A 26,952-nucleotide genomic window follows, 5' to 3' on the forward strand; every position below is an offset into this window, starting at 1 on the left:
GTGACTGCTGTGTCTGCGAAGCCTCGCATCCCCAATGTCCTTGCCGGCCGCTACGCCTCCACGGAGCTGGCCGTTCTCTGGTCCCCCGAGCAGAAGGTGAAGCTGGAGCGTCAGCTGTGGCTGGCGGTGCTGCGTGCTCAGAAGGACCTCGGGATCGAGGTACCCGACGCGGCGCTCGCCGACTACGAGCGTGTTCTCGATCAGGTCGACCTCGCCTCCATCGCCGAGCGGGAGAAGGTCACCCGCCACGACGTGAAGGCCCGCATCGAGGAGTTCAACGCCCTCGCCGGGCACGAGCAGGTTCACAAGGGCATGACCTCCCGTGACCTCACCGAGAACGTGGAGCAGCTCCAGATCCGCCTCTCGCTGGAACTCATGCGCGACCGCACCGTGGCGGTGCTGGCGCGGCTCGGCAAGCTCGCCGGTGAGTACCGCGAGCTCGTCATGGCGGGCCGGTCCCACAACGTGGCCGCCCAGGCCACCACGCTCGGCAAGCGCTTCGCGACCGGCGCCGACGAACTGCTCGTCGCCTACGGGCGCCTGGAGGAGCTGCTCGCTCGCTACCCGCTCCGCGGCATCAAGGGCCCGGTCGGTACCGCGCAGGACATGCTGGACCTTCTGGGCGGCGACACCGCCAAGCTCGCCGACCTGGAACAGCGCATCGCGGGCCACCTGGGCTTCGCCAACGCCTTCACCTCGGTCGGCCAGGTCTACCCGCGCTCGCTCGACTACGACGTGGTGACCGCCCTCGTCCAGCTGGCCGCCGCTCCTTCCTCCGTCTCCAAGACGATCCGCCTCATGGCCGGGCACGAGCTGGTGACGGAGGGCTTCAAGCCCGGCCAGGTCGGCTCCTCCGCGATGCCGCACAAGATGAACACCCGGTCCTGCGAGCGGGTCAACGGCCTCATGGTCATCCTGCGCGGCTATGCGTCGATGACCGGTGAGCTGGCCGGCGACCAGTGGAACGAAGGCGACGTCTCCTGCTCGGTGGTGCGCCGCGTGGCACTGCCGGACGCCTTCTTCGCCTTCGACGGTCTGCTCGAGACCTTCCTGACGGTCCTGGACGAGTTCGGTGCCTTCCCTGCCGTCGTGGCGCGTGAACTCGACCGTTACCTGCCGTTCCTGGCGACCACGAAGGTCCTGATGGGTGCGGTGCGGGCCGGCGTCGGCCGCGAGGTCGCGCACGAGGCGATCAAGGAGAACGCGGTGGCCTCGGCCCTCGCGATGCGGGAGCAGGGCGCGGAGCGCAACGAGCTCCTGGACAAGCTCGCCGCGGACGAGCGCATCCCGCTGGACCGCGGGCAGCTGGATGCCCTGATGGCGGACAAGCTGTCGTTCACGGGGGCCGCCGGTGATCAGGTCACCACCGTGGTCAACCGGATCGAGGCCATCGTCAAGGAGCACCCCGTAGCCGCCGGGTACGCCCCCGGGTCGATTCTCTGACCGGCTGATCCTCTCTTCTCCCGTGACGCCCGAAGAGCTGGCCGCCGCCCGAGGCCGCATCGTCCCCGATGTGGTCGCGGGCGGTTTGCGTGTGCTGTTCTGCGGCATCAATCCCAGCCTCATGACCGCGGCGACCGGCCACCACTTCGCGCACCCCGGCAACCGCTTCTGGCCGGTGCTCCATCTCTCCGGCTTCACTCCCCGCAGGTTGGCTCCGGCGGAACAGGCGAAGCTCCCTTCCTACGGCCTCGGCATCACCAATGTCGTCGCGCGGGCCACCGCACGGGCTGACGAGCTGACCGCCGAGGAATACCGCGCGGGTGGACGGATCCTGGAGGATAAAGTCGGCCGCCTGCGGCCCCAGTGGCTGGCGGTCGTCGGAGTGACGGCCTATCGCACGGCCTTCGGGGAGCGCCGAGCCCAAATCGGCCCGCAGGAACGGACCATCGGTGGTGCCCGCGTCTGGGCTCTCCCCAACCCCAGTGGGCTCAACGCCCATTGGACCGCCGGCTCGATGGCCGAGGAGTACGCCCGTCTCCGCGCGTCCGTGGAAAAAGCTGCCGCGGAAGAAAGTGCCGTGGGAGAAGGTGCTGTGGGAGAAGGTGCCGTGCGGAGCGGCGACTGAGGCCTCGCCGTCACGCATGGCTGCCGTCCACACCAGGGAGCTTCGCGACGGATCGGGTGGGCACGCCGCCCGAGGACTCGGCAGCCCGGATCGGGTCAGACGTCCCGGGTGCGTATCGCCCACCAGCCGGCGAGCAGCGCGGCGGCGGTCCAGGCGGCGGTCACCGCCAGCCCGCTCCAGGGGCCGAGGCTGCCCGTCGGGGTCTCGTGCAGGATCGCCTGGCCCGCCCGGTCCGGAAGGAAGTCCGCCACTCCGGCGGAGACGTCCCCCACGACGAACGAGACGATCAGGATGAACGGTATGAGGATGCTCATCACGGCGACAGCGCTTCGGAGCAGCGCCGTGAGGCCTGCCGCGAAGAGGGCCATGAGCGCGAGGTAGACGCCACTGCCCAGCACGGCTCGCAGCGCACCGGGATCCCCCAGGCCGATGGCGGACTCCCCCATGAACAGCTGCCCCAGCAGAAAGCTCACGAGGCCGGTTGCCTCTCCCACGATCAGTGCTGCCGCACCGACGACGGCCATCTTCGATGCGTAGAAGAGGCCACGGCGCGGCACCGCCGCCAGGGATACCCGCAGGGCTCCACCGGCGAACTCGGAGGAGAGCGCGACCGCACCGAAGCCAATGGCAGCAATCTGACCGAAGTTCAGCGCGTAGAAGGCGTTGAACAGCGGTTGGGCATCGAGATCATTCGCCTCGCTCTGTCCGACGGTGGCGGTGAAGAGCACGGAGATGGCCACCGTGACCGCGAACACCGCCGTCAGAGAGCCGTGGACGGCGCGTACGGATCTGGTCTTGATCCATTCCGAGTGAAGAACCGCGACCGCTGTCTGCGGCATGATCATGCCTCCTTGCTTGAGTCGGGGGGTACAGCGGCGAACGCGGCGGCGCCCGAGGTGAGATCGAGGTAGGCCTCTTCCAGAGTGGCGCGCTCTTCCACGAGCTCCAGGAGGGGGATGTGCTGGGCCGCCGCCAGCGCCCCGGCTTCACTGGCACGGGCCCCCTCGATCCAGAACGCCCCGTCACCGGCATCCCTGGCGTCGTATCCCCTGCGGACCAGGAGGTCGCGGAGTCGTCCTCCCTCGGCCTCGCGCAGCCGTACCCTGGGGCGGCTGCGCGACGCGAGGAAACCGTCCGTCGGCATGTCGGCGAGGAGCCTGCCACCGCCGAGAATGATGAGATGGTCGGCGAAGGCGGCGGTCTCGCTCATCAAGTGGCTGGACACCAGGACCGTGCGGCCTTCCCGGGCAAGCCGTCTCATCAGTTCGCGTATCCAGATGATCCCCTCGGGGTCGAGCCCGTTGGACGGCTCGTCCAGCAGCACCACGGCGGGGTCCCCGAGCAGTGCGGCGGCTATGCCCAGCCGTTGGCGCATACCGAGTGAGAACGTCCTGATCCGTCGCGCGGCGACCGTGGCGAGGCCCGCTTCCTCCAGGACGGCGTCGGCTCTTCGCCGCGGGATGCCGTTGCTCACCGCGAGGGCGAGCACATGGTCGCGTGCGGTGCGCGATCCGTGCGCGGCTCCGGTTTCGAGCAGTGAACCGACCACGCGCAGCGGGTTGTCGAGCGTGGCGTAGGCCCTTCCGCCCACGGTCGCCGTGCCACCTGACGGGCGGTCGAGGCCGAGGATCAGCCGCATCGTGGTGGACTTCCCGGCGCCGTTGGGTCCGAGGAAGCCGGTGACGCGGCCGGCCTCCGCACTGAAGGTGAGCCGGTCCACCGCGCGGGTGGCTCCGTACTCCTTCGTGAGCTGATGTACATCGATGCTGGTCATGCACTCAGCCTGGCTGGGGCGACGCGACGGCGTCCTCCCCCGACCGTGGGAATCCTCTCCCCCGTACGGGGGAGGTACGGTCGGACGGGCGCTGCCACCATGGCCCACATGCGCCGTTTCCTTGCCCCGCTGGCCGAGCCGGTGACCTACAGCCGTTGGATCCACCTCGTCGTCCCCATGGCTGTCATAAGCGTGTGGCTGTTCGTCGAGCCGGGCGTCCCGTGGCAGCTCGCCCTGCTCGCGGTGCCCGTGGGGCTCCTCCCGGTGATGCGTGTGGGCGAAGGGGCCCAGGCGCAGCTCCTGCTCACCCCCGGCGAGCGTGGTCGGACCGACGCGACCATTTCCCTCGCGCCCGCCACGACCTGGGGTGAGAAATGGCGGACCGTGCTCTGGCTCGAACTACGCCTCCTGTTCTCCATCGTGGTGGGCTCGGCCACGGTCTGGCTGCCCTTCACGGCGATCGACCTGGTCCGTGCCGCGGCTGGCGGCGACATCGGCAACGGCATATTCCAACTGGTCGAACCCCACCCCTGGTACGCGGTGCTCGCGCCTCTTCCTCTTCTCCTTCTGCTGGCCCTCGTGGTTCTCTGCGGACGCCTCACCACGGCAGCTGCCCGCCGTCTGCTGGGACCGTCGAGGACCGAACGCATGGCAGCACTGGAGGAACTCACGGAGCAGCTCCTGGAGCGCAACCGCATCGCACGCGAACTCCACGACTCCATCGGCCACGCACTCACGGTTTCCGTGGTGCAGGCGGGTGCCGCACGCACGGCTGACGACCCGGAGTTCACCCGGCGCGCGCTCGTGGCGATCGAGGAAACGGGGCGCGCGGCGCTCGACGATCTGGAACGGGTGCTCCGGGTGCTGCGCGAGCCCGGAGCCTCTGCCGACCGACGGCCGACGCTGCTCGCTGTCGAGCAACTGCTCGCCTCCGCACGAGGATCCGGGGTGGCCGTGGACGCAGAGGTGGTCGGGCGTATCGACCGCCTGCCCGACTCCCTGTCCAGGGAGGGGTACCGCATTCTTCAGGAGTCGCTCACCAACGCGTTGCGTCACGCCGGCCGGGTCCCCGTCCGTGTGCGTATCGGCGTCGAGAAGGACTGCCTGGAACTCGATGTGCGGAATCCTCTGGCGGGGCCCGTCCGCCGCTCGGCCGCGGGCCATGGACTGCAAGGGATGCGAGAACGGGCGAAGCTGCTGGGCGGAGTTGCGAAAGCCGGACCGCGCGAAGGCGAGTGGAGGGTCCACGTCGCCCTCCCACTCAGGCACATAGGGTGATCCCATGGCGGTGAAGGTCCTCCTCGTCGACGACGAGCCACTCGTACGCACGGGCCTGCGGGCGGTGCTGGAATCACAGCCGGACATCGTGGTGGCCGGGGAGGCGGCGGACGGTGCGTCCGTGCTTCCTCTGGTGCGGCAGCTGCGTCCGGACGTGGTCGCCATGGACGTTCGGATGCCCTTGATGGACGGCATAGAGGCGACCCGGCTGCTGCTCCGCTCCCTGCCAGAACCTCCGAAGATCCTGGTGGTCACCACGTTCGAGAATGACGAGTACGTGTACGAGGCGCTGCGCGCCGGTGCGGACGGCTTCCTCCTCAAGCGTGCCCGGCCGATGGAGATCGTGAATGCCGTCCGGCTGGTGGCGGAAGGAGAGTCGCTGCTGTTTCCCGCGGCCGTGCGCCGGCTGGCCTCCGAGTACGGGACCAACAAGGCCCGCGCGGTGGTGGAGCGGGCGTCCCTCACCGATCGGGAGGAAGGAGTGCTCCGGTTGATGTGCCGGGGTCTGTCGAACGCGGAGATCGCGGTCAAGCTGATGGTGGGCACCGAAACGGTCAAAACCCATGTCAGTGCGTTGCTGACCAAGCTCGGGGCCAGGGACCGGACTCAGGCCGTGATCACGGCGTACGAGTCGGGCTTCGTGGTACCCGGTTGAGGAAGGAAGCACGGGTCCGCTCGCGGGGCGGCGCCCCGGTGCGTGGGGCCGCCCCGCGTCCCGCTCGCCGGGCGTCACGGGGCACCGCCCGTGGTCGAGGCGAGCGACGAGATCCGGCCGCGTGGGGGCCGTCCACGCGGGACACCGGGTGACCGGGGGTTATCAGAAACGGCTCGGCCCCCGGTGGCGTTCGCGGAGCCTCATCCCACCGAGTAGCATCCGGCAGACACAGGGGGCGTGAGGAGGACACACGTGGGGCGGCTGACCGGTGGAGACCCGTCGTTGTTGCGGCGGATCAATTCCGCGGTGGTACTGCACGCCCTGCGTGGAGCCGAGCTCCCGACGCTCTCGGACCTGACCCGGATAACCGGCCTTTCCCGGCCAACGGTCGAAGGCGTGGTCGAGGGGCTGTTCGAAGCGGGCCTTGTCGTGGAGGCGCTGCCCGACGACGGGGAAGCACGGCGCCAGGGCCGCCCCGCGCGGCGGTTCCGCTTTCGCGCCGAGGCGGGTCATCTGCTGGGCATCGAGATCGGTCCGCACCGGGTCTCCGCCCTGATGTCGGGGCTCGACGGAAGGATCATCGGGGCGGGGCAGCGGCAGGTCTCCGAGACTGCCGCCGCGGACGACCGGCTCGATCAGGTCAGAGCCATGATCGCCGACCTGCTCCGCCGTACGGGCGTGGCCAGGAGCAGCCTGCGGGCCGTGGGGGTGGGCAGCCCGGGGATCGTGGAGGCCGACGGTACGGTCCGGCTGGGCACGGCGCTTCCCGGCTGGACCGGGCTCCCCCTCGGGGAGCGGCTCCGGCGCTCGTTCCGCTGCCCGGTCCTGGTGGAGAACGATGCCAATACGGCCGCCGTGGCGGAGCACTGGAAGGGCGCTGCGACGGAGTCGGACGACGTCGTCTTCGTCCTGGCCGGGTTGAGCCCCGGAGCGGGTTCGCTGATAGGGGGACGGCTGCATCGGGGTTACGGCGGAGCCGCCGGCGAGATCGGCGCGCTCCATCTGCTCGGCAGGGAAGTCACGCCGGAGCATCTGCTGTCCACGACCGACACCCCGCTCGACCCGCTGGACGAGCCTGCGGTGGCGGCGGTGTTCACGAAGGCACGGCAGGGTGACGGCCGCGCCCAGGAGGCGGTCGAACGGTTCATCCAGCGACTGGTGCACGACGTCGCGGCGCTCGTGCTGGCGCTCGACCCGGAGATCGTGGTGGTCGGCGGCTGGGCCGCCGGGCTCGACGGGGTGCTGGACCCGTTGCGTAGCGAGCTCGCGCGCTACTGCCTGCGGCCGCCCCGCGTCACCCTGTCCCTCCTCGGGGAGGCCGCCGTCGCGACCGGGGCCCTGCGGCTGGCGCTCGACCACGTGGAGGAGCAACTGTTCGCGGTGGAGGGAACGGTGACGGCCCGCCGCTGACAGCGGCGGGCCGTAGGGTCCGCAGATCGCCCCGGTGCTGCGGGGCGAGGGTGGTCAGGAAGCCTCTCGCTCCTGGTGGTGGCTGATCTCCAGGGCTCCGGAGTCCCCGAAGGTGAGCCGGCAGGTGTCGGCACGGTAGGTGGCGACGGAGACCGCGGCGGTGCCGCCCGCGGCGAAGTAGCGTGTGGTGACCACCAGGACGGGGGCGCCGGGCAGCCGGTCGAGTTCCTTGGAGTCGTCCGCGCTGGCCGAGCCGAGTTCGACCGACCGGTCCTGTCCCTCGAGGCCGAGGCGGTGCAGTTCCCGCAGCACACCACGGGCGCGGGCCGGGCCCGTGGCCGCCTCGATCGCGGACAGGTCGGGGACCGACGCGGACGGTACGTACAGCAGTTCCGCCGCCACCGGCTGACCGTGGGTGACCCTGATCCGGCGGATCACGTGCACCGCCTCGTCGGCCGCAACGTCCAGCGCCTCGGCGACGGATGCGGGGGCGGAGCCCCGGGTGCACTCGACGGGCTGCCAGGCCTCGTCGGCCACCGCGCCCGTCCACTCCTGCTGGGCCGTGGAGACCGCGACGCCCACCCTGGGCGGGGCGACGGTGGTGCCCACACCCCGCCGCCGCTGAAGTCTGCCTTCGAGTTCGAGCTGCTCCAGAGCCTGCCGGAGCGTGGCTCGTGCGACTCCGAACCGGGCGGCGAGATCCCGCTCGTTCGGCAGGATTTCACCCACCGCGAAGTCCGAGTCGAGTGCCTCACTGAGCACGGTCCTCAGGTGCCAGTACTTCGGCTCCTGCACCGTTTCCAGCTGCGTGGTCCCCACCCTGTCCTCCGCAATCGCCCAGCGGCCTTTTCCGCGACAACATTTATTAAAGGTTCTTTTCTTAACGTAAGGACCATAGGGCGGCGCACCGACTTGGTCAAGACCAATCCTTGCCCCGGAGTGCTGTGAATCGGGTGTGCGGCACAGAGCGTTCACAGGACGTTCGTGGGACGAGGGAAGGCGAACGTGCGGAGGACGGCGCCGGGCCATCTCGGGGTTGCGTACTGCTCCGCCACTGGCGGCGGGCCGCCCCCGCCTCCCGACCGGGAGACGCACCCCCCTTGAACTGGAAGCTACTGAGCGGTAGTTGTTGGTCCTGAAGGGTGTTCGCCCACTCCTTCATCCACTTCAGGGAGCAGCCATGACCGGCACGGCATCGTTCAGTTTCGACACCTCCGCGGGCTCGCGGACCCTCTCACTGGCGTACGAACGGACCGGTGCGGGACAGCCGCTGCTGTTGCTCCACGGCATAGGCCATCACCGGCAGGCGTGGGATCCGGTGGTGCGGATCCTGTCGGGCGAGCGCGATGTGATCAGCGTGGACCTGCCGGGTTTCGGTGAGTCGGCGGCACTTCCGGAGGATCTCGCGTACGACGTGCGGACGGTGGCCGGAGCGTTGACGGCCTTCTGCTCCGAACTCGGCATTCCACGCCCCCACGTGGCGGGCAACTCGCTCGGTGGTCTGCTCGCGCTGGAACTCGGACGCACCGGCCGTGCCCGATCCGTCACGGCCCTCTCCCCCGCCGGTTTCTGGAGCGCGCCGGAGCGCCGGTACGCTTTCGGAACGCTCCGGGCGATGCGCCGGGGAGCACGGGCGCTGCCGGTTCCGCTGATCGAACGCCTCTCGCGGAGCGCGGCCGGGCGTGCCGCTCTCACCAGCACCATCTGCGCCCGGCCGGGGCGCCGTTCACCGGAGGCGGTCGTCGCGGAGACACTCGCGCTCCGGAGCGCGACCGGATTCGAAGGGACGCTGGCCGCCGGCCGGAACGCCTCCTTCACCTCCGACGTGCCGGGCATCCCCGTCACCGTCGCCTGGGGCAGCCGTGATGTGCTGCTGCCCCGTCGGCAGGGCGTCCGGGCCAAGCACGCCATACCTGGTGCCCGGCTGGTGCGGCTGCCCGGATGCGGTCATGTGCCGATGAACGACGACCCCGCACTCGTGTCCCGGGTCATCCTCGACACAAGCCGCTGAGGGGGCCGGCCGGGGGAAGACGGTCGCGCCACGGCACCGCTGTTCACCTCGGGTTGGGGTGGATGCCTCTGCCGCGCGTTAGGCATGGTCCTGCGCGCGCCGGTGCTGACCGGACGCCACGTCGCACACCCCGCACCCTTTTCGGAGGCGCATCGATGACGAACCGTCCGCACATCCTCTCCCCCGGCCGCCGTACCGTACTGCGCGGTTCGCTCCTCGCGTCGGCCGCCGTCGGGCTGCCGTCGCTCACCGGTGTGCCCGCCTTCGCCCGGTCGGGCCGCCCGTCCGCCGAGTGGGGTGTCCAGGTCGGTGACGTCACGGCTTCCACCGCACTGGTCTGGGTGCGCTCGGACCGCGCGGCGCGGATGCTCGTCGAGACGTCAGCGACGGAGTCGTTCCACGGGTCCCGCCTCTGGCACGGTCCGCTGATCGGCGCCGGGACGGACTTCACCGGGACGACTGCGCTGCACGGGCTGCCGGCCGGCGAGCAGATCCACTACCGGGTGACTCTCGCCGACCCGGACGATCCGCGCCGCGCGAGCCGCCCGGTGTACGGGACCTTCCGTACCGCTCCGGCGAAGCGGCGGGACGGTGCGCGGTTCCTCTGGTCCGGCGACATCGCCGGGCAGGGGTGGGGCATCAACCCCGACATCGGGGGCTGGACCGTCTACGAGGAGATGCGGAATCTCAACCCCGACTTCTTCCTCTGCAGCGGCGACAACATCTACGCGGACGGGGTCATCGAGCCCAGCGTGCCCCTGCGCGACGGCCGGATCTGGCGCAACGTCACGACCGAGGAGAAGGCGAAGGTGGCCGAGACCCTCGACGAGTACCGGGGCAACTTCCGCTACAACCTGCTGGACGCGAACGTACGCACGTTCAACTCCCAGGTGCCGTCGATCGTCCAGTGGGACGACCACGAGGTGCGCAACAACTGGTACCCCGGGCAGATTCTCGACGATGTGCGCTACACGGAGAAGAACGTGGACGTGCTGGCGGCGCGCTCGGTGCGGGCCTTCCGCGAGTACCTCCCCGTCTCCACCCTGCGCGCCGCGCCGGGTGGAGGCCGCATGCAGCGGGTGGTCCGCCACGGCCCCCTGCTCGACGTGTTCGTGCTCGACATGCGCTCGTTCCGCAACGCCAACTCGCCCGACCGGCAGGCCGACGACACCACGGGCATCCTCGGCGCCGAGCAGCTCCAGTGGCTCAAGGGCGAGCTCTCCCGCTCCCGCGCCGTGTGGAAGGTGATCGCGGCCGACATGCCGCTCGGGCTGGTCGTGCCCGACGGTGCCACGGACTTCGAAGCGGTGTCCCAGGGCGACCCGGGCGCTCCGCTCGGGCGGGAACTCCAGATCGCCGAGCTGCTGCGGTACATCAAGCACCAGCGGATCACGGGGACCGTCTGGCTGACGACGGACGTGCACCACACCTCCGCGCAGCACTACGTCCCCGAGCGCGCCGCCTTCAAGGACTTCGCGCCCTTCTGGGAGTTCGTCTCCGGCCCGCTGGCCGCGGGCGCCTTCCCGGCGAGCGCGCTGGACGGCACGTTCGGCCCGGACCGGGTGTTCGTCAAGGCCCCCGTCCAGTCCAACCAGTCCCCCATGGAGATGCCTCCCCTCTACGGAGAGGTCGACATCGACGGAGGGAGCGCGGAGATGACGGTGCGTCTGAGGCAGCAGGGCGGCAAGGTCCTCTTCACCAAGGTGCTGCAGCCCGGCCTCACGGGCCAGTGAGCGCACACGGTCCGTTGCGGGCGTGATGGGCCCGGGAGCGGACACGGCGCCGTGTCCGCTCCCGGGCCCGATAACAAGAGCGGCGAGTCCGGGCGGCTCCTGGGGAGGACTGAGGACCCGTCGGATGCACTGATCGCACGTCGGGGACGCCCGGGACGGTGACCGCGGTGGCCGGGCAGCGCGACATCTCCCCGACGGCGGCTCGTCGCGGCAGCCGGAAGTTCTCTCCTCCCCGGGTTCGACCGGCGGCGGTCTGCCGGGCGGCGTATTCGCGGGTGCGGGCGGTGGAGGTCGGCTTCGCCTGCCCGCCGGAACCCGGGGGCCAGCAGCAATGTCAGTGGTGGCATCTACCGTTTTCCCATGACCCGTTCCGTACAGGCCCTGTCCTACCGACGTCCGTCTGCGCTGCGTTCTTCACCGGCCGGCGCTCTGCTCGGGCTGGAGACCGCCGGTGGTCTCACCCCGCGCGGCGCCGAGCCGCATCCGCGGTTCTTCTCCGGGTTCCTGGCATCGCCGGGGATTGCGGCGCGCGGTCTGCTGGCTGTCGCCGACGTGGCCTCGGCCCGCTACTACCAGCGGCAGTCGGGATCATCCCTCGATCCCGTCGTCACCGGCAACGGCGACCGGCTGCGGTTCGAGTCGTTCTCCGGCTGCTGTGGTGTGTACGCACGACTCGACGTGCTGGAGGAAGGGCTCGGCGGCATACGGACAGGCCGGGGCACCACCAACGTGGACGTCAATCATCCGCTGCGGGAATCGCTCTCCCGGATGACTTCGCAGGATCCGCTGCATCTGTGCGTGGGTTCCGAGGAGTTGGCGGTCACTACGTCCGAGGGCCGCGTCGTGGAGAAGAGGGTGCCGTTACCCGACCGGTGGCTGCGCGGCTTCGCCGAGGCCCAAGTGGCCTCGTCCGGATTCGATCTGAGGGCTGAGCTCCCCGCCGCGCGGGCGGTCCGGTTCTTGCGGTCGCTGCCACGGTCCGGGACTGCGTCACGCGGTGCGCGATGGCTGGTCCCGACCCCGGACGGCGGCCTGCGGCCCACCTCGCGTCCGGTGGCGGGAGCCGTCTGCCTGGCGGGGCCCGAGCGACTGGTCACCCTTCAGCGATTGTTGCGCGACGCGACGGCGCTGCGGGTGTACGCACCCGTGTGCGACGGAGAGGCTGCGGCAAGCGCCTGGGAGGTAGTCCTGCCGGGGATGAGGCTCACCCTGACTCTCTCCCCGGACTCCGCGCGTGGCTTCTCTGGCGAGGGCGGTGTGCTGGAGGCGCTCGCGACCGAGGACGCCGCGGAGGACGCCGAGTCGGTCTCGGTGCTGCTCGCGTGGGAGCCCCGGATCGACGTGGCGGACCTGGCCGATCGGTCGGGCCTCACCACGGATCGGGTGCGGGCGGCGCTGACACGTCTGGGCACGGCGGGCCGGGTGGGGTACGACCTCGCCGACGCGGCCCACTTCCACCGCGAGTTGCCGTACGACGCGGATCGCGCGGAGCGGCACAACCCCCGACTGGTGGCGGCCCGGAAGCTGGTCGGTGCCGGTGCGGTGGTCCTGGACGAGGGTGCGGCCACCGTTCTTTCGGAGACGCGGCGCCACCGAGTGGGCCAGGACGGCGGGAGATTGAGCTGCACCTGCCAGTGGTGGGCCGACTACCGGGGCCGGCGCGGGCCGTGCAAGCATGCGCTCGCCGTACTCCTGGTCCGCGGAGGCACGACCGTCGCCGGAGGTGCGCGATGAGTGAACTGATCGCCGCGGTGCGGGAAGCCCGCACGCAGGAGGTGCCCGCTCTGGTCCGCCGGCTCGACAAGGCCGGGCGCAGGGCAGCCCTGGCAGAGCTCAAAAACCTGCGCCAGGAGGCGAAGGACTGGGACTGGCGCAAGCGGGAGAAGATCCGCAAGGCGCTGCTGGTCGCGGGTGCGGGGTGCCAGCCCGGTGCGGCCGGCTGCGCCTCCTGGCTCAACGCCCGTTCCCTGAGCGGCTGGCACCGGCATCCCTATCCCCTGCTGCTGGAAGCGCTCGCCGACCGTGATCCGGCGTGGCTCGCCGATCTCGCCACCCGGCTCGCCGGACGGCCCGCCCTCTCGGACGCCGAGTACTCCTTCGTCCGCGAGCTGGCCGAGCGCTCCGGCTGCCCGATGCCGGCGACCGACGGGCTCGTCCTCGGCTGGGCCGAGCGGATCGGGGCGGGCCGATGGAGCACGTCCGGGGCGTCCCTGCACCAGGTCCTCGCGGAGGACCCCCACACCGGGGTGCTCGCACCGCGCCTCTTCGGTCTCACCGAGTTGCCCTCCCACATCACCTGGCACCACCACGACGACCCCGCTTCGCTCCGGGACTGGCCGGGAGCCCTGGCCGCGCTGGCAGAGGAAGGGATACTGGACCGCCCGGTGTGGGTGGACCGGTGCGTGAAACGGCTCCTGCGCGGTGGAAAGACCGGCGACCAGCGCTTCTTCCTCTCACTCCTGCGGCTGCTGGCCCTCACCGATCAGGAGGAGGACCATCGGACCTCCGAGTGGATCGCCCTGGCGGCGGACGGCCTCCCGATCGTGGCCGGCCACGCCCAGGGGGTACTCGCTCGGCTCCAGGCCCGGGGCACGCTGACCCTGCGGGAGCTCTCGGAGGTCTCCGGTTCCGTTCTCCTGCGCAGCGAGAAGAGGCTGGTCCGCGCACAACTCGTGCTGCTGGGGAAGGCGTTGCGCCATGACCGTGCGGCGGCCGGCCGGCTGCTTCCCGTGGTGGCGGAGGCGTTCGGCCACGAGGACCTCGACATCCAGGAGAGGGCGCTCAAGCTGACAGCCCGTTTCCTCCCTGCCGAGGACGGTTCGCTCCGTGAGGTGCTCGCGGGAGCCGCGGATCTCCTCGCGGCCGTGCACCACGCCGCCGCCGTCGAGGTGTTCGGCAGCCTCTTCGAACCGGTAGTGCCGTCCCGGTCGTACGAGGAGCAACTGCCGCCCGCACCCGTGGCACGCCCGCTCGATGCCGCTCCGACGACGGTGGCGGAGCTGGTCGTCGATGTCGCGGCCGTGGTGAAGGCCGCGTCCTGGGAGACCCCCGCGTTCGAGCGGGCCCTGGACGGGCTGGTCCGCCTCGCACGGACCGACCGGGAGCTACTGAGCCGGGCGTTGCGGGAAGCTCTGGTGGGATCATGGTTCCTCCCGGGGGACGACTCCGAGCAGAGATTCTGGCCGGCCGTCCGAAGCCCCCAGGGCCTTGCTGTCGTCGTCGCCTCCCTGCTGGGCGTCGTCCCGGACCCGCCGGCGGCCGGGGGAGCTGCCCCGCACGCGTCGGCATCGGCATCGGCATCGGCATCGGCATCGGCATCGGGACAGTGTGTGCATGCCGCTCTGGACGACGTGCTCGCCGCCCGCCTGTGGGAAGCGGTCGCCTACGTGCGGACCGGGGCAGTCCCCTTCCTTCTGGCCACCCCCACCTGGCACTCGGGCGCGCTGGACGCGGTCACCCTGGTCGAACGACTGCGGGAGTACCACCGCATGGGTGTGGAACCCGGCCCGGCGGACTTCGCGCAGGCACTGCTCCGGGTGCGCAGAACCGGTGAGCGCGCCGCTGCCGACGAGGCGGCGTCGCTCGGTACGCCTCAGGGCGACCGGCTTGCCGCCTGGATACGCGCAGACGATCCCGTGGCGGCCGTGGTCCCCCACGGCGCGGGCGGCGGAGTGCCGGAGGTCCGCAACTGGTGGGGCCGCGCGATGAAGGACAGCCGTCGCATCGGCCTGGCCACCCTCGGGAATCCGAGGATCTCGCAGGAGTTCCCCGCCGCGTTCCGGCCACTCGGAGAGGCGCGCGGGGCGGTCCGGCACCCGTGCTACCACTGGACGGGCCAACGCCCCGCGCACTTCCTGGCGACCCTGCCGCAGGACGGCGAGGCCCTCGCCGCCTGGCTGCTCCCCGACTTGTGCCCCGAGGAGGGCCGGCGGGGCGCCGCCTGGATCCTGCCGGAGCTGGCCGAGACGGAGGGGCCTGCCGCTGATGCCGTCCACCTCGCCCTCGCCCACGGGCTGGGCTCGCCGTACCCGCAGGACCGGCTCGCGGCGGTCGACGCGCTGCTCGTCCTGGCGGCGCGCGGCCGCCTGGACGCGGGGATGCTCGGCAGGGAGCTGACCCTGTTGATCGACCGCGATCTGGTGAAGGTCAGCAGGCTGGCGGACGCGGCCCGCAGCGCCGTCGCGGCGGGTGCGCACCGGACGGTCCTGCGTCTGCTGACGCCGGTGCTGCCGCAACTGCTCGCGTACGAGCGGGCGCCGCACGGGCTGCACGAGATACTCGCGGTGGCCGCGGAATGCGCGGAGACGGCGGGCACCGAGGGCGCGGCACCTCCACCGGGCCTCTTCGGTCTGGCGCAGCGGGGCGGTACCTCGCAGCGCGTGATGCAGGCGGCTCGTCTGCTGGCCACGTACGGGGGCGGGGTGCAGCCCCCGGGTGCGGGCGGTGGGCGGTGAGGAGCCCCCCGGGCTCGGACGGAGGGCGGGGGGGGCGGCCTCGAACCGACCGAACTCGGTCAGGACCCGGACCGGACCCGGACCGGACCCGGACCGAACTCGGTCAGGACCCGGTCAGGACCCGAACCGGACCCGGGCCGGACCCGGCCGGGAAAGAGGCCGAGCCGGACCGGACCGACGTACCTCCGGGCTCCCCATGCCCGACAATTCCGACCAACAGATGCCTGAAAAGTGACGAAAGGCGACTAGATCCACACTTAACCCATCGGTCACAATGCGTTCGTGATCAGGCAACACCACTCGGTCACAGTGAAGTCATGACTGATGTGACATCTGCCAAGACTGCCCGCCGCCCCCACCACTGGCGGCGGGACCTGATCGAGCTCGCCGCCCTGTTCACCGCTGTGGCGGTGGCCGACGTCGTAGCGAACCTCATCGGGCACCAGCCCGACGGCCCGTATCTGCTCGCCGCCTCGGCGGTGGCGCTGACCGCCACCGCCACCTTCCACACCTGGTGGGCACGGAGGCACAGCCACGCCCCACCGCCCGAGGGCGGGAACTCCGTATCCGGTGGAACAGCCGTCGGATACGGTGCCGAGCTCGGCCTGAACCTGTCCTTCGAGGCGTCGCCCGCCCTCGACGAGACGGTGTTGTGGCGGATGCGGACGACGGTCCAGGACGCGCCCGGAAGCCTGGCGGCGCTGTGCATCGCGCTCGCCCGTCTCCGTATCGACATCCTGACCCTCCAGACGCACCCGCTGGCGGACGGCACCGTCGACGAGTTCCTGCTGCGTGCGCCCTCGTCGTTGAGCGCCTCCGAGCTGTCCCGGGAGGTCTCCGCAGCCGGCGGGGCGTCCACCTGGATCGAGCGGGCCGACGCCCACGATCTGGTGGACACCCCGACGCGGGTTCTGGGGCTGGCCACGCGTACCGCGCTGGACGCGGCGGAACTCCCGCTCGCCCTCCGCCAGCTGCTGGGCCGCTGCACCATCCACTCGGTGCCGGCGGTCTCCGTGACCGGCCGCATCACCGGCGGTGACGGCACTCCCGTGGAAGGGGTGCTGGAAGAGACGGTCATGCGCCTGCGCGACCCTTCGGGCGGCGTGATCACGGTGGAGCGCCCGTACCTGCCCTTCACACCCACCGAGTTCGCCCGGGCCCGCGCTCTCGTCGAGCTCGACGCACGCCTCGGCCCCCGCGTCCCACGCGGTGAGGACATCCTCACGCTCGCCGAGGGTCCAGAGATCACCGTGCGCCGCGCGGACCAGAGCGACCTCGCGGCAGCACGCGAGATGCACGACCGCTGCTCGCAGCGCACCCTGGGGCTCCGTTACCACGGCCCGGTCGCGGACGCGGACCGCTACCTCGACCACCTGCTCAGCCCGCGCTTCGGCCGTACCCTCTCCGTACAGACCGACTCGGGGCGGATCGTCGCACTCGGCCACCTCCTCTGGGACGGTGACGAGACCGAGGTCGCCCTCGTCGTCGAGGACGACTGGCAGCGGCGCGGAGTCGGCTCCGAGTTGCTGCGCCGGCTGGTCGGTCTGGCCGCCGAGGCTGGTTGCGACTCCGTCTACGCCGTCACCCAGGCCGACAACACCGGCATGGTCGCGGCGATGCGCGGGCTCGGTCTGCCCCTCGATTACCAGATCGAGGAAGGCACTCTGGTGATCACGGCGCGGCTGACCCCCCGCCGCGCGACCACGCTCACCTCCCCGTCCATGGCGGCGGACGGCATCCTCCCGGTGGAGCCCCCTGAGTACCGCTGAACACGGCTGAATACCGCTGAACACCTTTGAGATCCCTATGATTCCTGAGGCCCCCGAGCACTCCTGAGGCCTCCGAGCACCCCTGAGCGTCGGTCCGCAGGCCGACCACCGTACCGATCCGGCCAATCGCACAGTCGATTCCCGGACGCTCCCTGCGGTGCGGGAGAAGGCCCGCACCGCAGGGAGCCCGTGCGTTCCGAGGTGGCTCCGCACGCGGTGCCCAGGGCCGCGCTTCCGGTCCCTCGCGGAACCAGGGTGACGGGAAGTCGGTTCGCGTACGAGGATGTCCGCATGTCAGATACTTCGAGCAGCGCGCTGCCCCGTCAGGTAGCCGACGCCTACGTCGACGCAATCATCGATCTCGACCCGATCCTCGGTACGTACCTGGGCGTCCCGGCAAGCCACCGCAGCCTGCCCGACTTCTCGCCCGAAGGCCGGCAGGCCATCGCCGACCTCGCCCGTGCCACGCTGGTGAAGCTGGACGCGGCGGAGCTCCTTCCGGGCGCCGACAGCGACGCCGAGCGACGCTGCGGCAGGCTGTTGCGTGAACGCCTCACCGCCGAGATCGCGGTCCACGAAGCGGACGAGCATCTGCGGGCCGTCTCCAACCTGCACTCCCCGGCCCACAGTGTCCGGGAAATCTTCACGGTGACGCCGACCGAGACGGACGAGGACTGGGCCGTGGTCGCCGACCGGCTGCGCGCCGTTCCGGGGGCGCTCGCGGGATACCGTGCCTCGCTCGCCCTCGGCCTCGAACAGAAGCTGCACGGCGGCCCCCGTCCCACCGCCACGTTCGTCGAGCAGCTGACGGCCTGGGTGGGAGGCGAAGGTGAGGGAGCGGGGTTCTTCGCGGACTTCGTCGCCCCCGGCCCCGACGCTCTCCGCGAGGAGCTGGACAGTGCCGCCCGCGTCGCCACCGAGGCGCTGGTGGCCCTGCGCACCTGGATCAGCGAGGTGTACGCCCCCGCGATCGAGGGCTCGCCCGACACCGTGGGGCGCGAGCGGTACGCCCGCTGGTCGCGTTATTTCAACGGTACCGATCTGGACCTGGACGAGGCGTACGCATACGGCTGGTCCGAATACCACCGGCTGCTCGCCGAGATGAAGACCGAGGCGGCGAAGATCCTCCCCGGGGCGGGTCCTTGGGAGGCGCTCGCCCACCTCGACGTCCACGGCAAGCACATCGAGGGCGTGGACGAGGTCCAGAAGTGGCTCCAGGGCCTGATGGACGAGGCCATCGAGGCGCTCGACGGCACGCACTTCGAACTCGCCGAGCGGGTACGGAAGGTGGAGTCGCGGATCGCCCCGCCCGGAGGCGCCGCCGCCCCCTACTACACCGGCCCTTCCGAGGACTTCTCCCGCCCGGGCCGCACCTGGCTGCCGACGATGGGCGAAACCCGCTTCCCCGTCTACGACCTGGTGTCCACCTGGTATCACGAGGGCGTGCCCGGCCACCACCTCCAGATCGCCCAGTGGACCCATGTCGCCTCCTCGCTCTCCCGCTACCAGGCGTCGGTCGGCCAGGTCAGCGCGAATGCCGAGGGCTGGGCGCTGTACGCGGAGCGGCTCATGGACGAGCTCGGCTTCCTGCCGGACGCCGAACGGCGGCTCGGTTACCTGGACGCGCAGATGATGCGCGCCTGCCGGGTCATCGTGGACATCGGCATGCACCTCGAGTTGGAGATTCCGGCGGAATCGCCGTTCCACCCGGGTGAGCGGTGGACCCCGGAACTGGCGCAGGAGTTCTTCGGCGCCCACAGTGGCCGCCCGGCGGACTTCGTGGAGAGCGAGCTGACCCGCTACCTCTCGATGCCGGGTCAGGCGATCGGCTACAAGCTCGGCGAGCGTGCCTGGCTGCTGGGCCGGGAGAACGCCCGCGCGGCCCACGGAGAAGCCTTCGACCTCAAGGCCTGGCACATGGCGGCCCTGTCGCAGGGGTCGCTGGGCCTGGACGACCTGGTCGAGGAGCTCTCCAAGCTCTGATGCCGGACGGTCCCGTCGGCGCGGCGGTCGTCGGCCGGGCGGGACCTCGACCGGTGCACCAGTGTCGGCCGGCGGCGGCAACGCCGTCCGGCCGACCGCCAGCCGCCAGCCGCCAGCCACCAGCCACCAGCCACCAGCCACCAGCCACCAGCCACCAGCCACCAAGATCTTCCATACCCCGAAGGTGCCGAACCACCGCACCTGACGGTTCCTCGTACCGCCCGGACCACGCACCGCGACCGAAGGCGCCACCGATGCCAGGCTTCCTCCTCTGCGCCGACCCGCTGCGCCCCAGCCGTCCCGACCCGGCGTTCGCCGGAGAGGCGGCATCGGTACGGGACTTGGGTACCGCCACCGCGCTCCTCGACCACGACGCCCTGCTCGCGAGCGACGCGACGGGAGCCGTCGCCCGGGTGCCGCGCGGATCGGGCCCGTACTGGTACCGGGGCTGGATGATTCCCGCGCGGCGGTACGCCGAGCTGGAGCGGGCTCTCGCGGATCGAGGGGCCTCGCTGCTCACGGACGCGGCGGCGTACCGGACCGCCCATGAACTTCCGGGCTGGTACGCCGTGTTCGACGGGCTGACACCGCGCAGTGTCTGGTACCCGGTCTCCGCCACGGCTCCCGTACCGGAGGACGGCGCGTTCTGGTCCGCCCTCGCGCGACCGCTCGGCCGAGGCCCCGGGATCGTCAAGGACTTCGTGAAGTCCCGGAAGCACGAATGGCACGAGGCTTGCTTCGTACCCGAGTTGGAGGACCCCGAGGCGCTCTCCGCGGTCGTCGGACGGATGGTCGCTCTCCAGGGCGACTTCCTCGCGGGCGGAGTGGTGGTACGCGCCTACGAACGGTTCGTCCCGGGCGGCGAGGCGCGGGTGTGGTGGGTCGACGGAGTGCCCGTCATGGTGACCGCCCATCCGGACACCCCGGGCGACCGGCCCGTCCCCGAGCTGGGTCCCGTCGGCGAGGCCGTGCGCCGCCTCGGCTGCCGGCTGGTGACCACCGACCTGGCGCTGCGCGAGGACGGTACGTGGCGGGTGGTCGAGGTCGGCGACGGGCAGGTGAGCGGCCTCCCTTCCGGCATCGGCGCGAGGCCCTTGCTGGAGGCGCTCCTCACCGCGTGAGCCGGACCGGGGTCCCGTACGCCACCCGGCACGGGGTCCTCAACAGCCGCAGTCCTCGTCCGCCACCGGCGCCGTGAGCGGGTCGGGGGCGCGCCGCTCGGCTCCGCGCGCGGTCTCGAAGGGGAAGCCCTCGCGTACCCAGTACTCGAATCCGCCCCGCATCTCCTTGACCTGGTAGCCGAGTCGGGCGAGCGCGAGGGCCGCCCTCGTCGCTCCGTCGCAGCCCGGTCCCCAGCAGTAGGTGACGACGGGGACGGCCGCATCGAGGAGTCGGGCGGCCTGCTCCGGTATCAGCGCGGTGGGCAGGTGCACGGCGCCCGGGATGTGCCCCTGGTCCCAGGAGGCCGTGGAGCGGCTGTCCAGGACGGTGACGCCCGGGCCCGCGTCGAGGTTCAGGGCCGCGGCGACGTCGGAGACATCGGCGTGGAAGGCCAGCGAAGCGGCGAAGTAGGCTGCGGCGTCGGCCGGAGGGGCGGGCGGCACGCGCAGAACCGGGTGGTCGGAAGTGGCCACGGCGGGCCGTGCGGTGCGGGGTGAGGTCGTGTTCATGGGCTCAAACCTAGGCGGGCCACGCGCCCGCCAGAAGGCATGATCCATGCCGCTCTCCTTGATCTGCCGGGGATTCCCCTGTTGTCTGGGCGCATGACCGACTATTCACCGGACGCCACTGACTGGCGCATTCTCGATGCCCTGCAGCGCGACGGCCGGGCCAGCTTCGCCGAACTCGCCCGGGCCGTGGCCATGTCGCCGAGCGCGGTGACCGAACGGGTGCGACGGCTGGAGGAGCTCGGTGTGATCAGCGGGTACAGCGCGGTGGTGGAGCCGGAGCGCCTCGGCCTGCCGATCCTCGCCTTCGTACGGCTGCGCTATCCGACCGGCAACTACAAGCCGTTCCACGATCTCCTCGCCACCACTCCGGAGATCGTCGAGGCGCACCACACCACGGGGGACGACTGCTTCGTACTGAAGGTGACCGCGCGTTCGATGCGTCACCTGGAGGAAGTGACGGGACGCATCAGCGGCCTGGGCTCGGTGACCACGAGCGTGGTGTACTCCTCCCCGCTCCCCCGGCGCCCGATCGAGCGCTGAGGCCCTTCCCGGGGCGCGCCCGCCCCGCGAGACCTCGTTTTCCCGGGGCGTGGCCTGCCCGGCGCCTCCCCGTTTCCCGGGGCGTGGCCTGCCCGGCGCCTCCCCCGTTTCCCGGAGCGGGCCCACCCGGTGCCCCACCGCCACCTCGCCTCCCTCGCGGAGGGCGGAGGACCGTGCCGCTCACCCCCGTGTGCCGCCGTCCATTGCCCGCTCACCGGACCGGACCCCCGTCCTCGGCAGGCGGCCGGCCACGACATCGGCGAGCACGGCGAAGTACTCCGTGGGCCGGGCCTCGAAGCCGGTCCACGCGGAGAGGGCGACCGGGCCGCTGTCCGGCCCCCGCAGCAGGTCGACGGACGTCTGGGCGAACCGGGGAGCGAGGCCGTCCCGTTCGGCGTCCCGCAGAACTCCGATCAGTGCCCCCACCGCGTCCAGGGCGTTCTCGCGGAGATCGGGACCCGCCCGCGGTATCCGCCCCGGTCCTGCCGCGGGATTCGCTTCGGCCAGCAGTCCGTCCAGACGCTGACAGCTCCAGGGCCGTCTCCGCCGTGTCCGCGGCCGCGGGCCCGGCCTCCACCAGCACGCTCAGGGCGGCGACCAGTGCCGTGGTCCGGGCGTCCTGACGGGCCGGATCGATCCGCGCCACCACGTCCTGCTCCACCTCGTCGGCGATCCGCTGTCCGGCGGCGACGGCGCTCTCCGCGGCGCGACGCCCCATCCCGGTCGTCTGCGCCAGGACCCACGCTCCGGGAGCCAGCAGGTCGCGCACCGTGCGGATGCCGCTCTCCTCCAGAGCGGCGAGGCACAGCGGTTCCCGGGCCGTCTCCCGCAGCCGGGTGACTGGGATCCGGGCGAGTTGCCGGTCGACCAGTTCGTGCCGCAGCGGCGCCCATGCTTGCCGGATTGCTTCGACGGCCCGTGCGTAGTCCTCGGCCACCGCCGCGGCGGACTCCCGCAGTTTCCTCGCACGGCGGACAACCCGTGGATTCACTCCGCGCATGCGGGAGAGCGCGCGGAGGTTGCCTCCCACGACGCCGAGGATCAGCAGCACCAAGCCGCCCTCGATGAGCGCGTCCGAGAGACCGAGGCGGTCGGTGTCGGCCTGATCGTCGTCCGGTGTCTGCAGGTCTCCCTTGCGCGGCCCTTCGGCGTACACGAATCCGGTGTCCCAGCCGAAACCGGAGACCGGGTCGTACTCGGGGGCCTTCACCTACGGACCGGATCACCCCCCGGACCGGTCACATCGTACGACCGCCTAGTCCGGCGTTCGCAGGGGCACCGCGCCAGGGCCGCTGGTGACGGCTGGGCGGCGGAGCGGCCACGGTTGCCGCGGGTCAGCCGAGCCGGTGCCGGACCGTCGATCCCTGCCGGCCCTTCACGACTTCCAGCTGGGCGGGGATCCGGCGCCGCAGGTCGGCCACGTGGCTGACGATGCCGACGCTGCGGTCCCGCTCGCGCAGCGCGTCCAGGACGTCCAGCACCTCGTCGAGGGTCTGCTCGTCCAGGCTGCCGAAGCCCTCGTCGATGAAGAGGGTGTCCAGCCGCGTTCCGCCCGCCTCGTCGGTCACCACGTCGGCGAGGCCGAGTGCGAGGGCGAGGGAGGCGAAGAAGGTCTCGCCGCCGGAGAGGGTGGCGGTGTCACGTTCCCGGCCCGTCCAGGCATCGACGACGTGCAGCCCCAGGCCGGCCCGGCGGCTTCCGGTGCGGGCGTCGGAATGGACCAGGGTGTAGCGGCCGGCGGACATCCGCTGGAGCCTGACGGTGGCGGCGGCGGCCACCTGCTCCAGGCGGGCGGCGAGTACGTAGGACTCCAGCCGCATCTTGCGTTCGTTGTCGGCGGAGGTACCGGCGGTGAGCGCGGCGAGGCGGGCGACCCGTTCGTACTCCGCGCGGAGCGGGCCCAGTACGCGTACCTCCCGGGCGGCCTCGTGGGAGAGGCGGTCCAGTTCGGTGCGGCGCTCCTGGGCGGCGGAGTGCGCCGCCGAACCGTCGCGGAGGAGGGCCTCGGCGCGGTCGTACGCCTCACGCGCCCGGTCCGGCGACGCGGCGGGGTGTGCTGCGGCCTCGCGGGCGTCCTCCTCCGCCAGCCGGTCGGCGACGGTGGCGGCCTCGGCCTGCCAGACGTCGATCCGGTGCTGCAACTGCCGCTGCGCGGAGCGGTCGAGCAGGGTCGCGACGGCCGCCTGCGGGGTGTCGAACCCGGCGCGGAAGGCCGCGTCGGCCAGGCGCCCGTCGGCCTCCTTGCGCCGTTCGGCCGCGCTCTCCTCGGTCCGTACGGCGTCGGCGGCCTCGGCGAGCAGGTCGGCGCGCCGGGCGAGCCGGTCGGCGTGGTCCGCGATGGTGCCGGGCACTTCGCGCACACCGGCGAGTTCGGCGTCGAGAGCCGCCTGCTCCCGGTCCAGGTCCTCGCGCCGGGAGACCCTCACGGCGGCCCGCCGTTCGGCGTGGCGGCGCTGGTCCAGCCGGTCCTGGTGTTCCCGCTCGGCGGCGGCGAGGATCTCGCGCGCCCGGTGCGTACCGGCGGCGAGCCGGTGGGCATCGCCGTGCTCGCGGGTCAGTACGTCGACGTGGGCGCTCAACTCGGCGACGGAGGGGGCACCGGGCCCGGCTGCCAGGGCCGCGTCCGCCGCGCCCCCGGCCGCCTCGGTGCGCGCGGTGGCGTGGCGTTCCGAGAGGAGTCCGAGCGCCCGGTCGGCCCGGACCCGGGCCTGTTCTGCGGCCCGGTGGGCGGTGAGGGCGGCTTCCTCGGTGGCGCGGTCCACGTGTCCGTCGCCCGCTCGCGCGGGGGCCGGGTGCTCGGCCGAGCCGCAGACCGCGCACGGCTCGCCGGCCGCGAGTCCGGCGGCCAACTCGGCGGCGATGTCGCGCAGTCGGCGTTCCCGCAGGCCGAGCCAGCGTTCGTGGGCGGCGACCGCGCCCTCCCGGGCGGCGGTCAGCTGCTCCCGGGCGCCGTCGATTTCACGGGCGAGAGCGTCACGGCGCCGGGCCGCGTCCAATCGGCCCCGGGCGGCAGCGAGTCGGCCGGCGAGCCGTTCGGTCCGGGTCGCGGCCTCCTGCGCCGCCTCGGCCTCGGCGACCAGGGCCGTCCGGGTGTCCTCCCAGCCGGCCAGCCAGGCGTCCGCTTCGAGGATGGCCTCGTCGTCCTGTACCGACTCGCCGTCGAGCGCGACACGTTCGGCGTCGATGGCGGCGCTGCGCGTTTCGGCGCGACGGGCGGCGCCGAGGCCGCCCAGCTCCTGGCGGTAGCGGCGTTCCAGCTCGGCGAGCTGTCCGGCTCCGGCGTCGGCGAGTTCGGCGGGCAGCCGCGTACGGAACCGGTCGCGGACGGCACCCGCCGCGGCGGCCTCGCGCTCGGCAGCGTCCCGCAGTTCGAGGGCGGGGACGATCAACTCCGCCTTACGGGCCCGTGCCAGGCGTTCCTCGCAGCGGTCGCGCTCGGCGCGGCCTTCCTCCAGACCGGACGCGCGCCGTTCGGTCTCGGCGAAACGCTTTTGGAGACGGGCGAGTTCGCGCTCCTCGTCCAGCGCGCCGCGGGCCGCCGTCCGGCGCTCCTCCGCGGCTGCCACCGCGATGCGGGCGATCTCCAGCCGCTCCCGCGCACCGGTGCGCGCGTTCGCCGCCCACCCCAGCACGCCTTCGGCGAGGCCGGGTTCGCCGGGCTGGGCGGTCGGCAGGGGCGTCTCGGCCATGGGGCCGGCCGCCTGTGCCAGCCGCTGGGCGGTGGCGAGGACGCGTTCGTCCCCGGCCCTGACGCGGGACTCGGCGGTACGGCGGAGTTCGGCGAGGCGCTCCTCGACGGCGGCGAAGCGCCGGGTGTCGAAGAGCCTGCCGAGGAGCTTGCCCCGGGCCTCGGCGTCGGCCCGCAGGAACCGCGCGAAGTCGCCCTGCGGGAGCAGCACCACCTGGCAGAACTGGTCCCGGCTCATGCCGAGGAGCTGGGTGATCTCCTCGCCGATCTCCTGGTGCGACTTGCTGAGGGCCTGCCAGCCCTTCTCGGGGTCGTACGCGCGCAGCCGGCTCTGGGCCTTCTCGGTGGTGTAGCCGTCGCCCTTCTTCTTGGGGCGGGCCTGGGCCGGGGAGCGGGTGATCTCCAGGCGCCGCCCGCCCGCGGTCAGCTCCAGCAGGACTTCGGTGGGGGTGGCGGGGTCCGCGTGGTCGCTGCGGAGCGAGGTGCCGGGGCTCTGGCGTGCGCCGGGGACGGCTCCGTACAGGGCGTAGCAGACCGCGTCGAGCACCGAGGTCTTGCCCGCGCCTGTGGGGCCGTGCAGCAGGAAGAGGCCGGCCGAGGAGAGCGCGCCGAAGTCGACCTCGGTGGTGGTGCCGAAGGGGCCGAAGGCGGTGAGGACGAGCCGGTGGAGCCTCATCGGGACACCTCGCGGACCCCGTCGTCCACGCGCACGTCGTCGAAGGCGGCGCGCAGCACGGTGCGTTCCGTCTCGTCCGGGCCGCTGCCGCCGCGCACGTGCGCCACGAAGTCCTCCGCGATCTGGTGGTCGTCGCGCCCCTTGAGGCGCTGCGCGTACGAGGCGAGCGGGTCCTCGGGGTCGCGTTCGGGGTCGAAGACGAGGCTGAGGGTGTGCGGGAAGCGTTCGGCGAGGCGCGCCATGGGATCGGCGGGGCGGGCGGGGTCGGTGAGGGTGGCCTCGACCCAGGAGTCCCGGTGCCGCTCCAGAGCGGGGTCCTCCAGGAGCGCGTCGAGACGGCCGCGGAGCCGGGCGAGCGGCCGGGGTACGGGGCAGTCGACGCGTTCACCGGTGACCGTTCCGTCCGCGTCCAGGTCGATCAGCCACATGGTCTTGCGGTGGTCCGCCTCGGAGAAGGAGTACGCGAGCGGGGAGCCGGAGTACCGGACCCGCTCGCTGACCCGCTGGCTGCCGTGCAGGTGGCCGAGGGCCACGTAGTCGACGCCGTCGAAGACGCCCGCGGGGACGGCGGCGACTCCGCCGACGGTGATGTCGCGCTCGCTGTCGCTGGGCTCGCCGCCCGCGACGAAGGCGTGGGCGAGCACGACGGACCGGGTACCCGGCGCGCGTGCGGCGAGGTCGGCACGGACCTGGTCCATCGCGGCGGAGAGGACGGACTCGTGCACCGCCTTCCCGGCCCCGAGGGAGTCCTTCACGAGGGCCGGTTCGAGGTAGGGGAGTCCGTAGCAGGCGACGTCGCCGTGGGCGTCGGCGAGCAGGACGGGGGTGCCGCATCCGGCGGGGTCGGTACGCAGGTGGATGCCGGCCCGGTCGATGAGTCCGGCGCCGACCCCGAGCCGGCGGGCCGAGTCGTGGTTGCCGGAGATCATGACGGTGGGCACCCCGAGGGCGGCGAGCCGGTGCAGGGCGGTGTCGAAGAGCTCGACGGCGGCGAGCGGCGGCACGGCGCGGTCGTAGACGTCTCCGGCGACGAGGACGGCGTCCACCTCGCGGTCGCGGACGGTGGCGACGAGGTGGTCGAGGTACGCGGCCTGGGCGTCGAGCAGGGCGACGCGGTGGAAGGACCGGCCCAGGTGCCAGTCCGAGGTGTGCAGCAGTCTCAAGGCGTCGCTCCGCCCGCTGTGATCCGCATGTTCCTGGTCCTCCGCCCCGTGGCCGGCAACGGCCTCGCGCCCTGTCCGGG

General features: G+C 72.1%; 20 protein-coding genes. 13 read left to right on the top strand and 7 right to left on the bottom strand.

The annotated features are described in order from the left end of the window. Both purB and mug read left to right on the top strand, forming a co-directional pair. Positions 1-1,443 (top strand): adenylosuccinate lyase, encoded by a 1,443-nt coding sequence (gene purB / locus ACWCSV_RS04950; protein WP_451138570.1) that lies wholly within the window; start codon positions 1-3, stop codon positions 1,441-1,443. Between the two features lie 22 nt (positions 1,444-1,465). Further along, positions 1,466-2,068 (top strand): G/U mismatch-specific DNA glycosylase, encoded by a 603-nt coding sequence (gene mug, locus ACWCSV_RS04955; RefSeq protein WP_451138572.1) that lies wholly within the window; start codon positions 1,466-1,468, stop codon positions 2,066-2,068. A gap of 95 nt (positions 2,069-2,163) precedes the next feature. Here the strand turns inward: mug and ACWCSV_RS04960 are convergent, their stop codons facing one another. Together ACWCSV_RS04960 and ACWCSV_RS04965 are read right to left on the bottom strand one after the other, a co-directional pair. Next, positions 2,164-2,907 carry an ABC transporter permease gene (locus tag ACWCSV_RS04960; RefSeq protein WP_451138574.1) on the bottom strand — a complete coding sequence of 248 codons (744 nt, stop codon included), beginning with the start codon at positions 2,905-2,907 and terminating at the stop codon, positions 2,164-2,166. A 2-nt stretch (positions 2,908-2,909) separates the two neighbouring features. Then, positions 2,910-3,842: an ABC transporter ATP-binding protein gene (locus tag ACWCSV_RS04965; RefSeq protein ID WP_451138576.1), complete on the bottom strand. Its 933-nt coding sequence runs from the start codon at positions 3,840-3,842 to the stop codon at positions 2,910-2,912. A gap of 108 nt (positions 3,843-3,950) precedes the next feature. On the opposite strand from ACWCSV_RS04965, the gene ACWCSV_RS04970 reads away from it, so the two are divergent. The 3 genes from ACWCSV_RS04970 to ACWCSV_RS04980 all read left to right on the top strand — a co-directional run bounded on the left by ACWCSV_RS04970 (position 3,951) and on the right by ACWCSV_RS04980 (position 7,185). Continuing rightward, positions 3,951-5,120 (top strand): sensor histidine kinase, encoded by a 1,170-nt coding sequence (locus ACWCSV_RS04970; protein WP_451138578.1) that lies wholly within the window; start codon positions 3,951-3,953, stop codon positions 5,118-5,120. A 4-nt stretch (positions 5,121-5,124) separates the two neighbouring features. After that, positions 5,125-5,775 carry a response regulator transcription factor gene (locus ACWCSV_RS04975; protein WP_451138580.1) on the top strand — a complete coding sequence of 217 codons (651 nt, stop codon included), beginning with the start codon at positions 5,125-5,127 and terminating at the stop codon, positions 5,773-5,775. 252 nt (positions 5,776-6,027) lie between these two features. Further along, positions 6,028-7,185: an ROK family transcriptional regulator gene (locus tag ACWCSV_RS04980; RefSeq protein ID WP_451138582.1), complete on the top strand. Its 1,158-nt coding sequence runs from the start codon at positions 6,028-6,030 to the stop codon at positions 7,183-7,185. A 54-nt stretch (positions 7,186-7,239) separates the two neighbouring features. Here ACWCSV_RS04980 and ACWCSV_RS04985 read toward each other — a convergent pair whose 3' ends face one another. Beyond that, on the bottom strand, positions 7,240-8,004 hold the full coding sequence (locus ACWCSV_RS04985; RefSeq protein ID WP_451138584.1) for a GntR family transcriptional regulator: 765 nt from the start codon (positions 8,002-8,004) through the stop codon (positions 7,240-7,242). Positions 8,005-8,365: 361 nt separating this feature from the next. Between ACWCSV_RS04985 and ACWCSV_RS04990 the strand changes: the two genes are divergently transcribed. The 7 genes from ACWCSV_RS04990 to ACWCSV_RS05020 all read left to right on the top strand — a co-directional run bounded on the left by ACWCSV_RS04990 (position 8,366) and on the right by ACWCSV_RS05020 (position 20,256). Continuing rightward, complete coding sequence (locus ACWCSV_RS04990; RefSeq protein ID WP_451138586.1) at positions 8,366-9,196, top strand: alpha/beta fold hydrolase; 831 nt, start codon at positions 8,366-8,368, stop codon at positions 9,194-9,196. A gap of 155 nt (positions 9,197-9,351) precedes the next feature. After that, a complete protein-coding gene (locus tag ACWCSV_RS04995) occupies positions 9,352-10,929 on the top strand; it encodes an alkaline phosphatase D family protein (protein ID WP_451138588.1) in 1,578 nt (525 codons plus the stop codon). A 360-nt stretch (positions 10,930-11,289) separates the two neighbouring features. Next, complete coding sequence (locus ACWCSV_RS05000) at positions 11,290-12,663, top strand: SWIM zinc finger family protein (RefSeq protein WP_451138590.1); 1,374 nt, start codon at positions 11,290-11,292, stop codon at positions 12,661-12,663. Further along, complete coding sequence (locus ACWCSV_RS05005; protein ID WP_451138592.1) at positions 12,660-15,383, top strand: DUF6493 family protein; 2,724 nt, start codon at positions 12,660-12,662, stop codon at positions 15,381-15,383. The genes ACWCSV_RS05000 and ACWCSV_RS05005 overlap by 4 nt, the downstream gene beginning before the upstream one ends. A gap of 317 nt (positions 15,384-15,700) precedes the next feature. Next, positions 15,701-17,152: an N-acetyltransferase family protein gene (locus ACWCSV_RS05010; protein WP_451138594.1), complete on the top strand. Its 1,452-nt coding sequence runs from the start codon at positions 15,701-15,703 to the stop codon at positions 17,150-17,152. A gap of 291 nt (positions 17,153-17,443) precedes the next feature. Further along, positions 17,444-19,135 (top strand): DUF885 domain-containing protein, encoded by a 1,692-nt coding sequence (locus tag ACWCSV_RS05015; RefSeq protein WP_451138596.1) that lies wholly within the window; start codon positions 17,444-17,446, stop codon positions 19,133-19,135. 254 nt (positions 19,136-19,389) lie between these two features. Next, a complete protein-coding gene (locus ACWCSV_RS05020; RefSeq protein ID WP_451138598.1) occupies positions 19,390-20,256 on the top strand; it encodes an ATP-grasp domain-containing protein in 867 nt (288 codons plus the stop codon). Positions 20,257-20,295: 39 nt separating this feature from the next. On the opposite strand, the gene ACWCSV_RS05025 is transcribed toward ACWCSV_RS05020, so the two are convergent. Further along, positions 20,296-20,805 carry a rhodanese-like domain-containing protein gene (locus ACWCSV_RS05025; RefSeq protein ID WP_451138600.1) on the bottom strand — a complete coding sequence of 170 codons (510 nt, stop codon included), beginning with the start codon at positions 20,803-20,805 and terminating at the stop codon, positions 20,296-20,298. Positions 20,806-20,898: 93 nt separating this feature from the next. On the opposite strand from ACWCSV_RS05025, the gene ACWCSV_RS05030 reads away from it, so the two are divergent. Further along, positions 20,899-21,345, top strand: coding sequence for an Lrp/AsnC family transcriptional regulator (locus tag ACWCSV_RS05030; RefSeq protein ID WP_390964752.1), 447 nt, complete (start codon positions 20,899-20,901; stop codon positions 21,343-21,345). A gap of 180 nt (positions 21,346-21,525) precedes the next feature. On the opposite strand, the gene ACWCSV_RS05035 is transcribed toward ACWCSV_RS05030, so the two are convergent. From ACWCSV_RS05035 to ACWCSV_RS05045, 3 genes are all read right to left on the bottom strand, one after another. Then, positions 21,526-21,771 carry a hypothetical protein gene (locus ACWCSV_RS05035; protein WP_451138602.1) on the bottom strand — a complete coding sequence of 82 codons (246 nt, stop codon included), beginning with the start codon at positions 21,769-21,771 and terminating at the stop codon, positions 21,526-21,528. Positions 21,772-22,679: 908 nt separating this feature from the next. After that, complete coding sequence (locus tag ACWCSV_RS05040; RefSeq protein WP_451138604.1) at positions 22,680-25,709, bottom strand: AAA family ATPase; 3,030 nt, start codon at positions 25,707-25,709, stop codon at positions 22,680-22,682. Beyond that, positions 25,706-26,872, bottom strand: coding sequence for an exonuclease SbcCD subunit D (locus ACWCSV_RS05045; protein ID WP_451138606.1), 1,167 nt, complete (start codon positions 26,870-26,872; stop codon positions 25,706-25,708). The genes ACWCSV_RS05040 and ACWCSV_RS05045 overlap by 4 nt, the downstream gene beginning before the upstream one ends. Between the last annotated feature and the right edge of the window lie 80 nt (positions 26,873-26,952).

This window comes from Streptomyces sp. NPDC001770 (genome assembly GCF_053596135.1).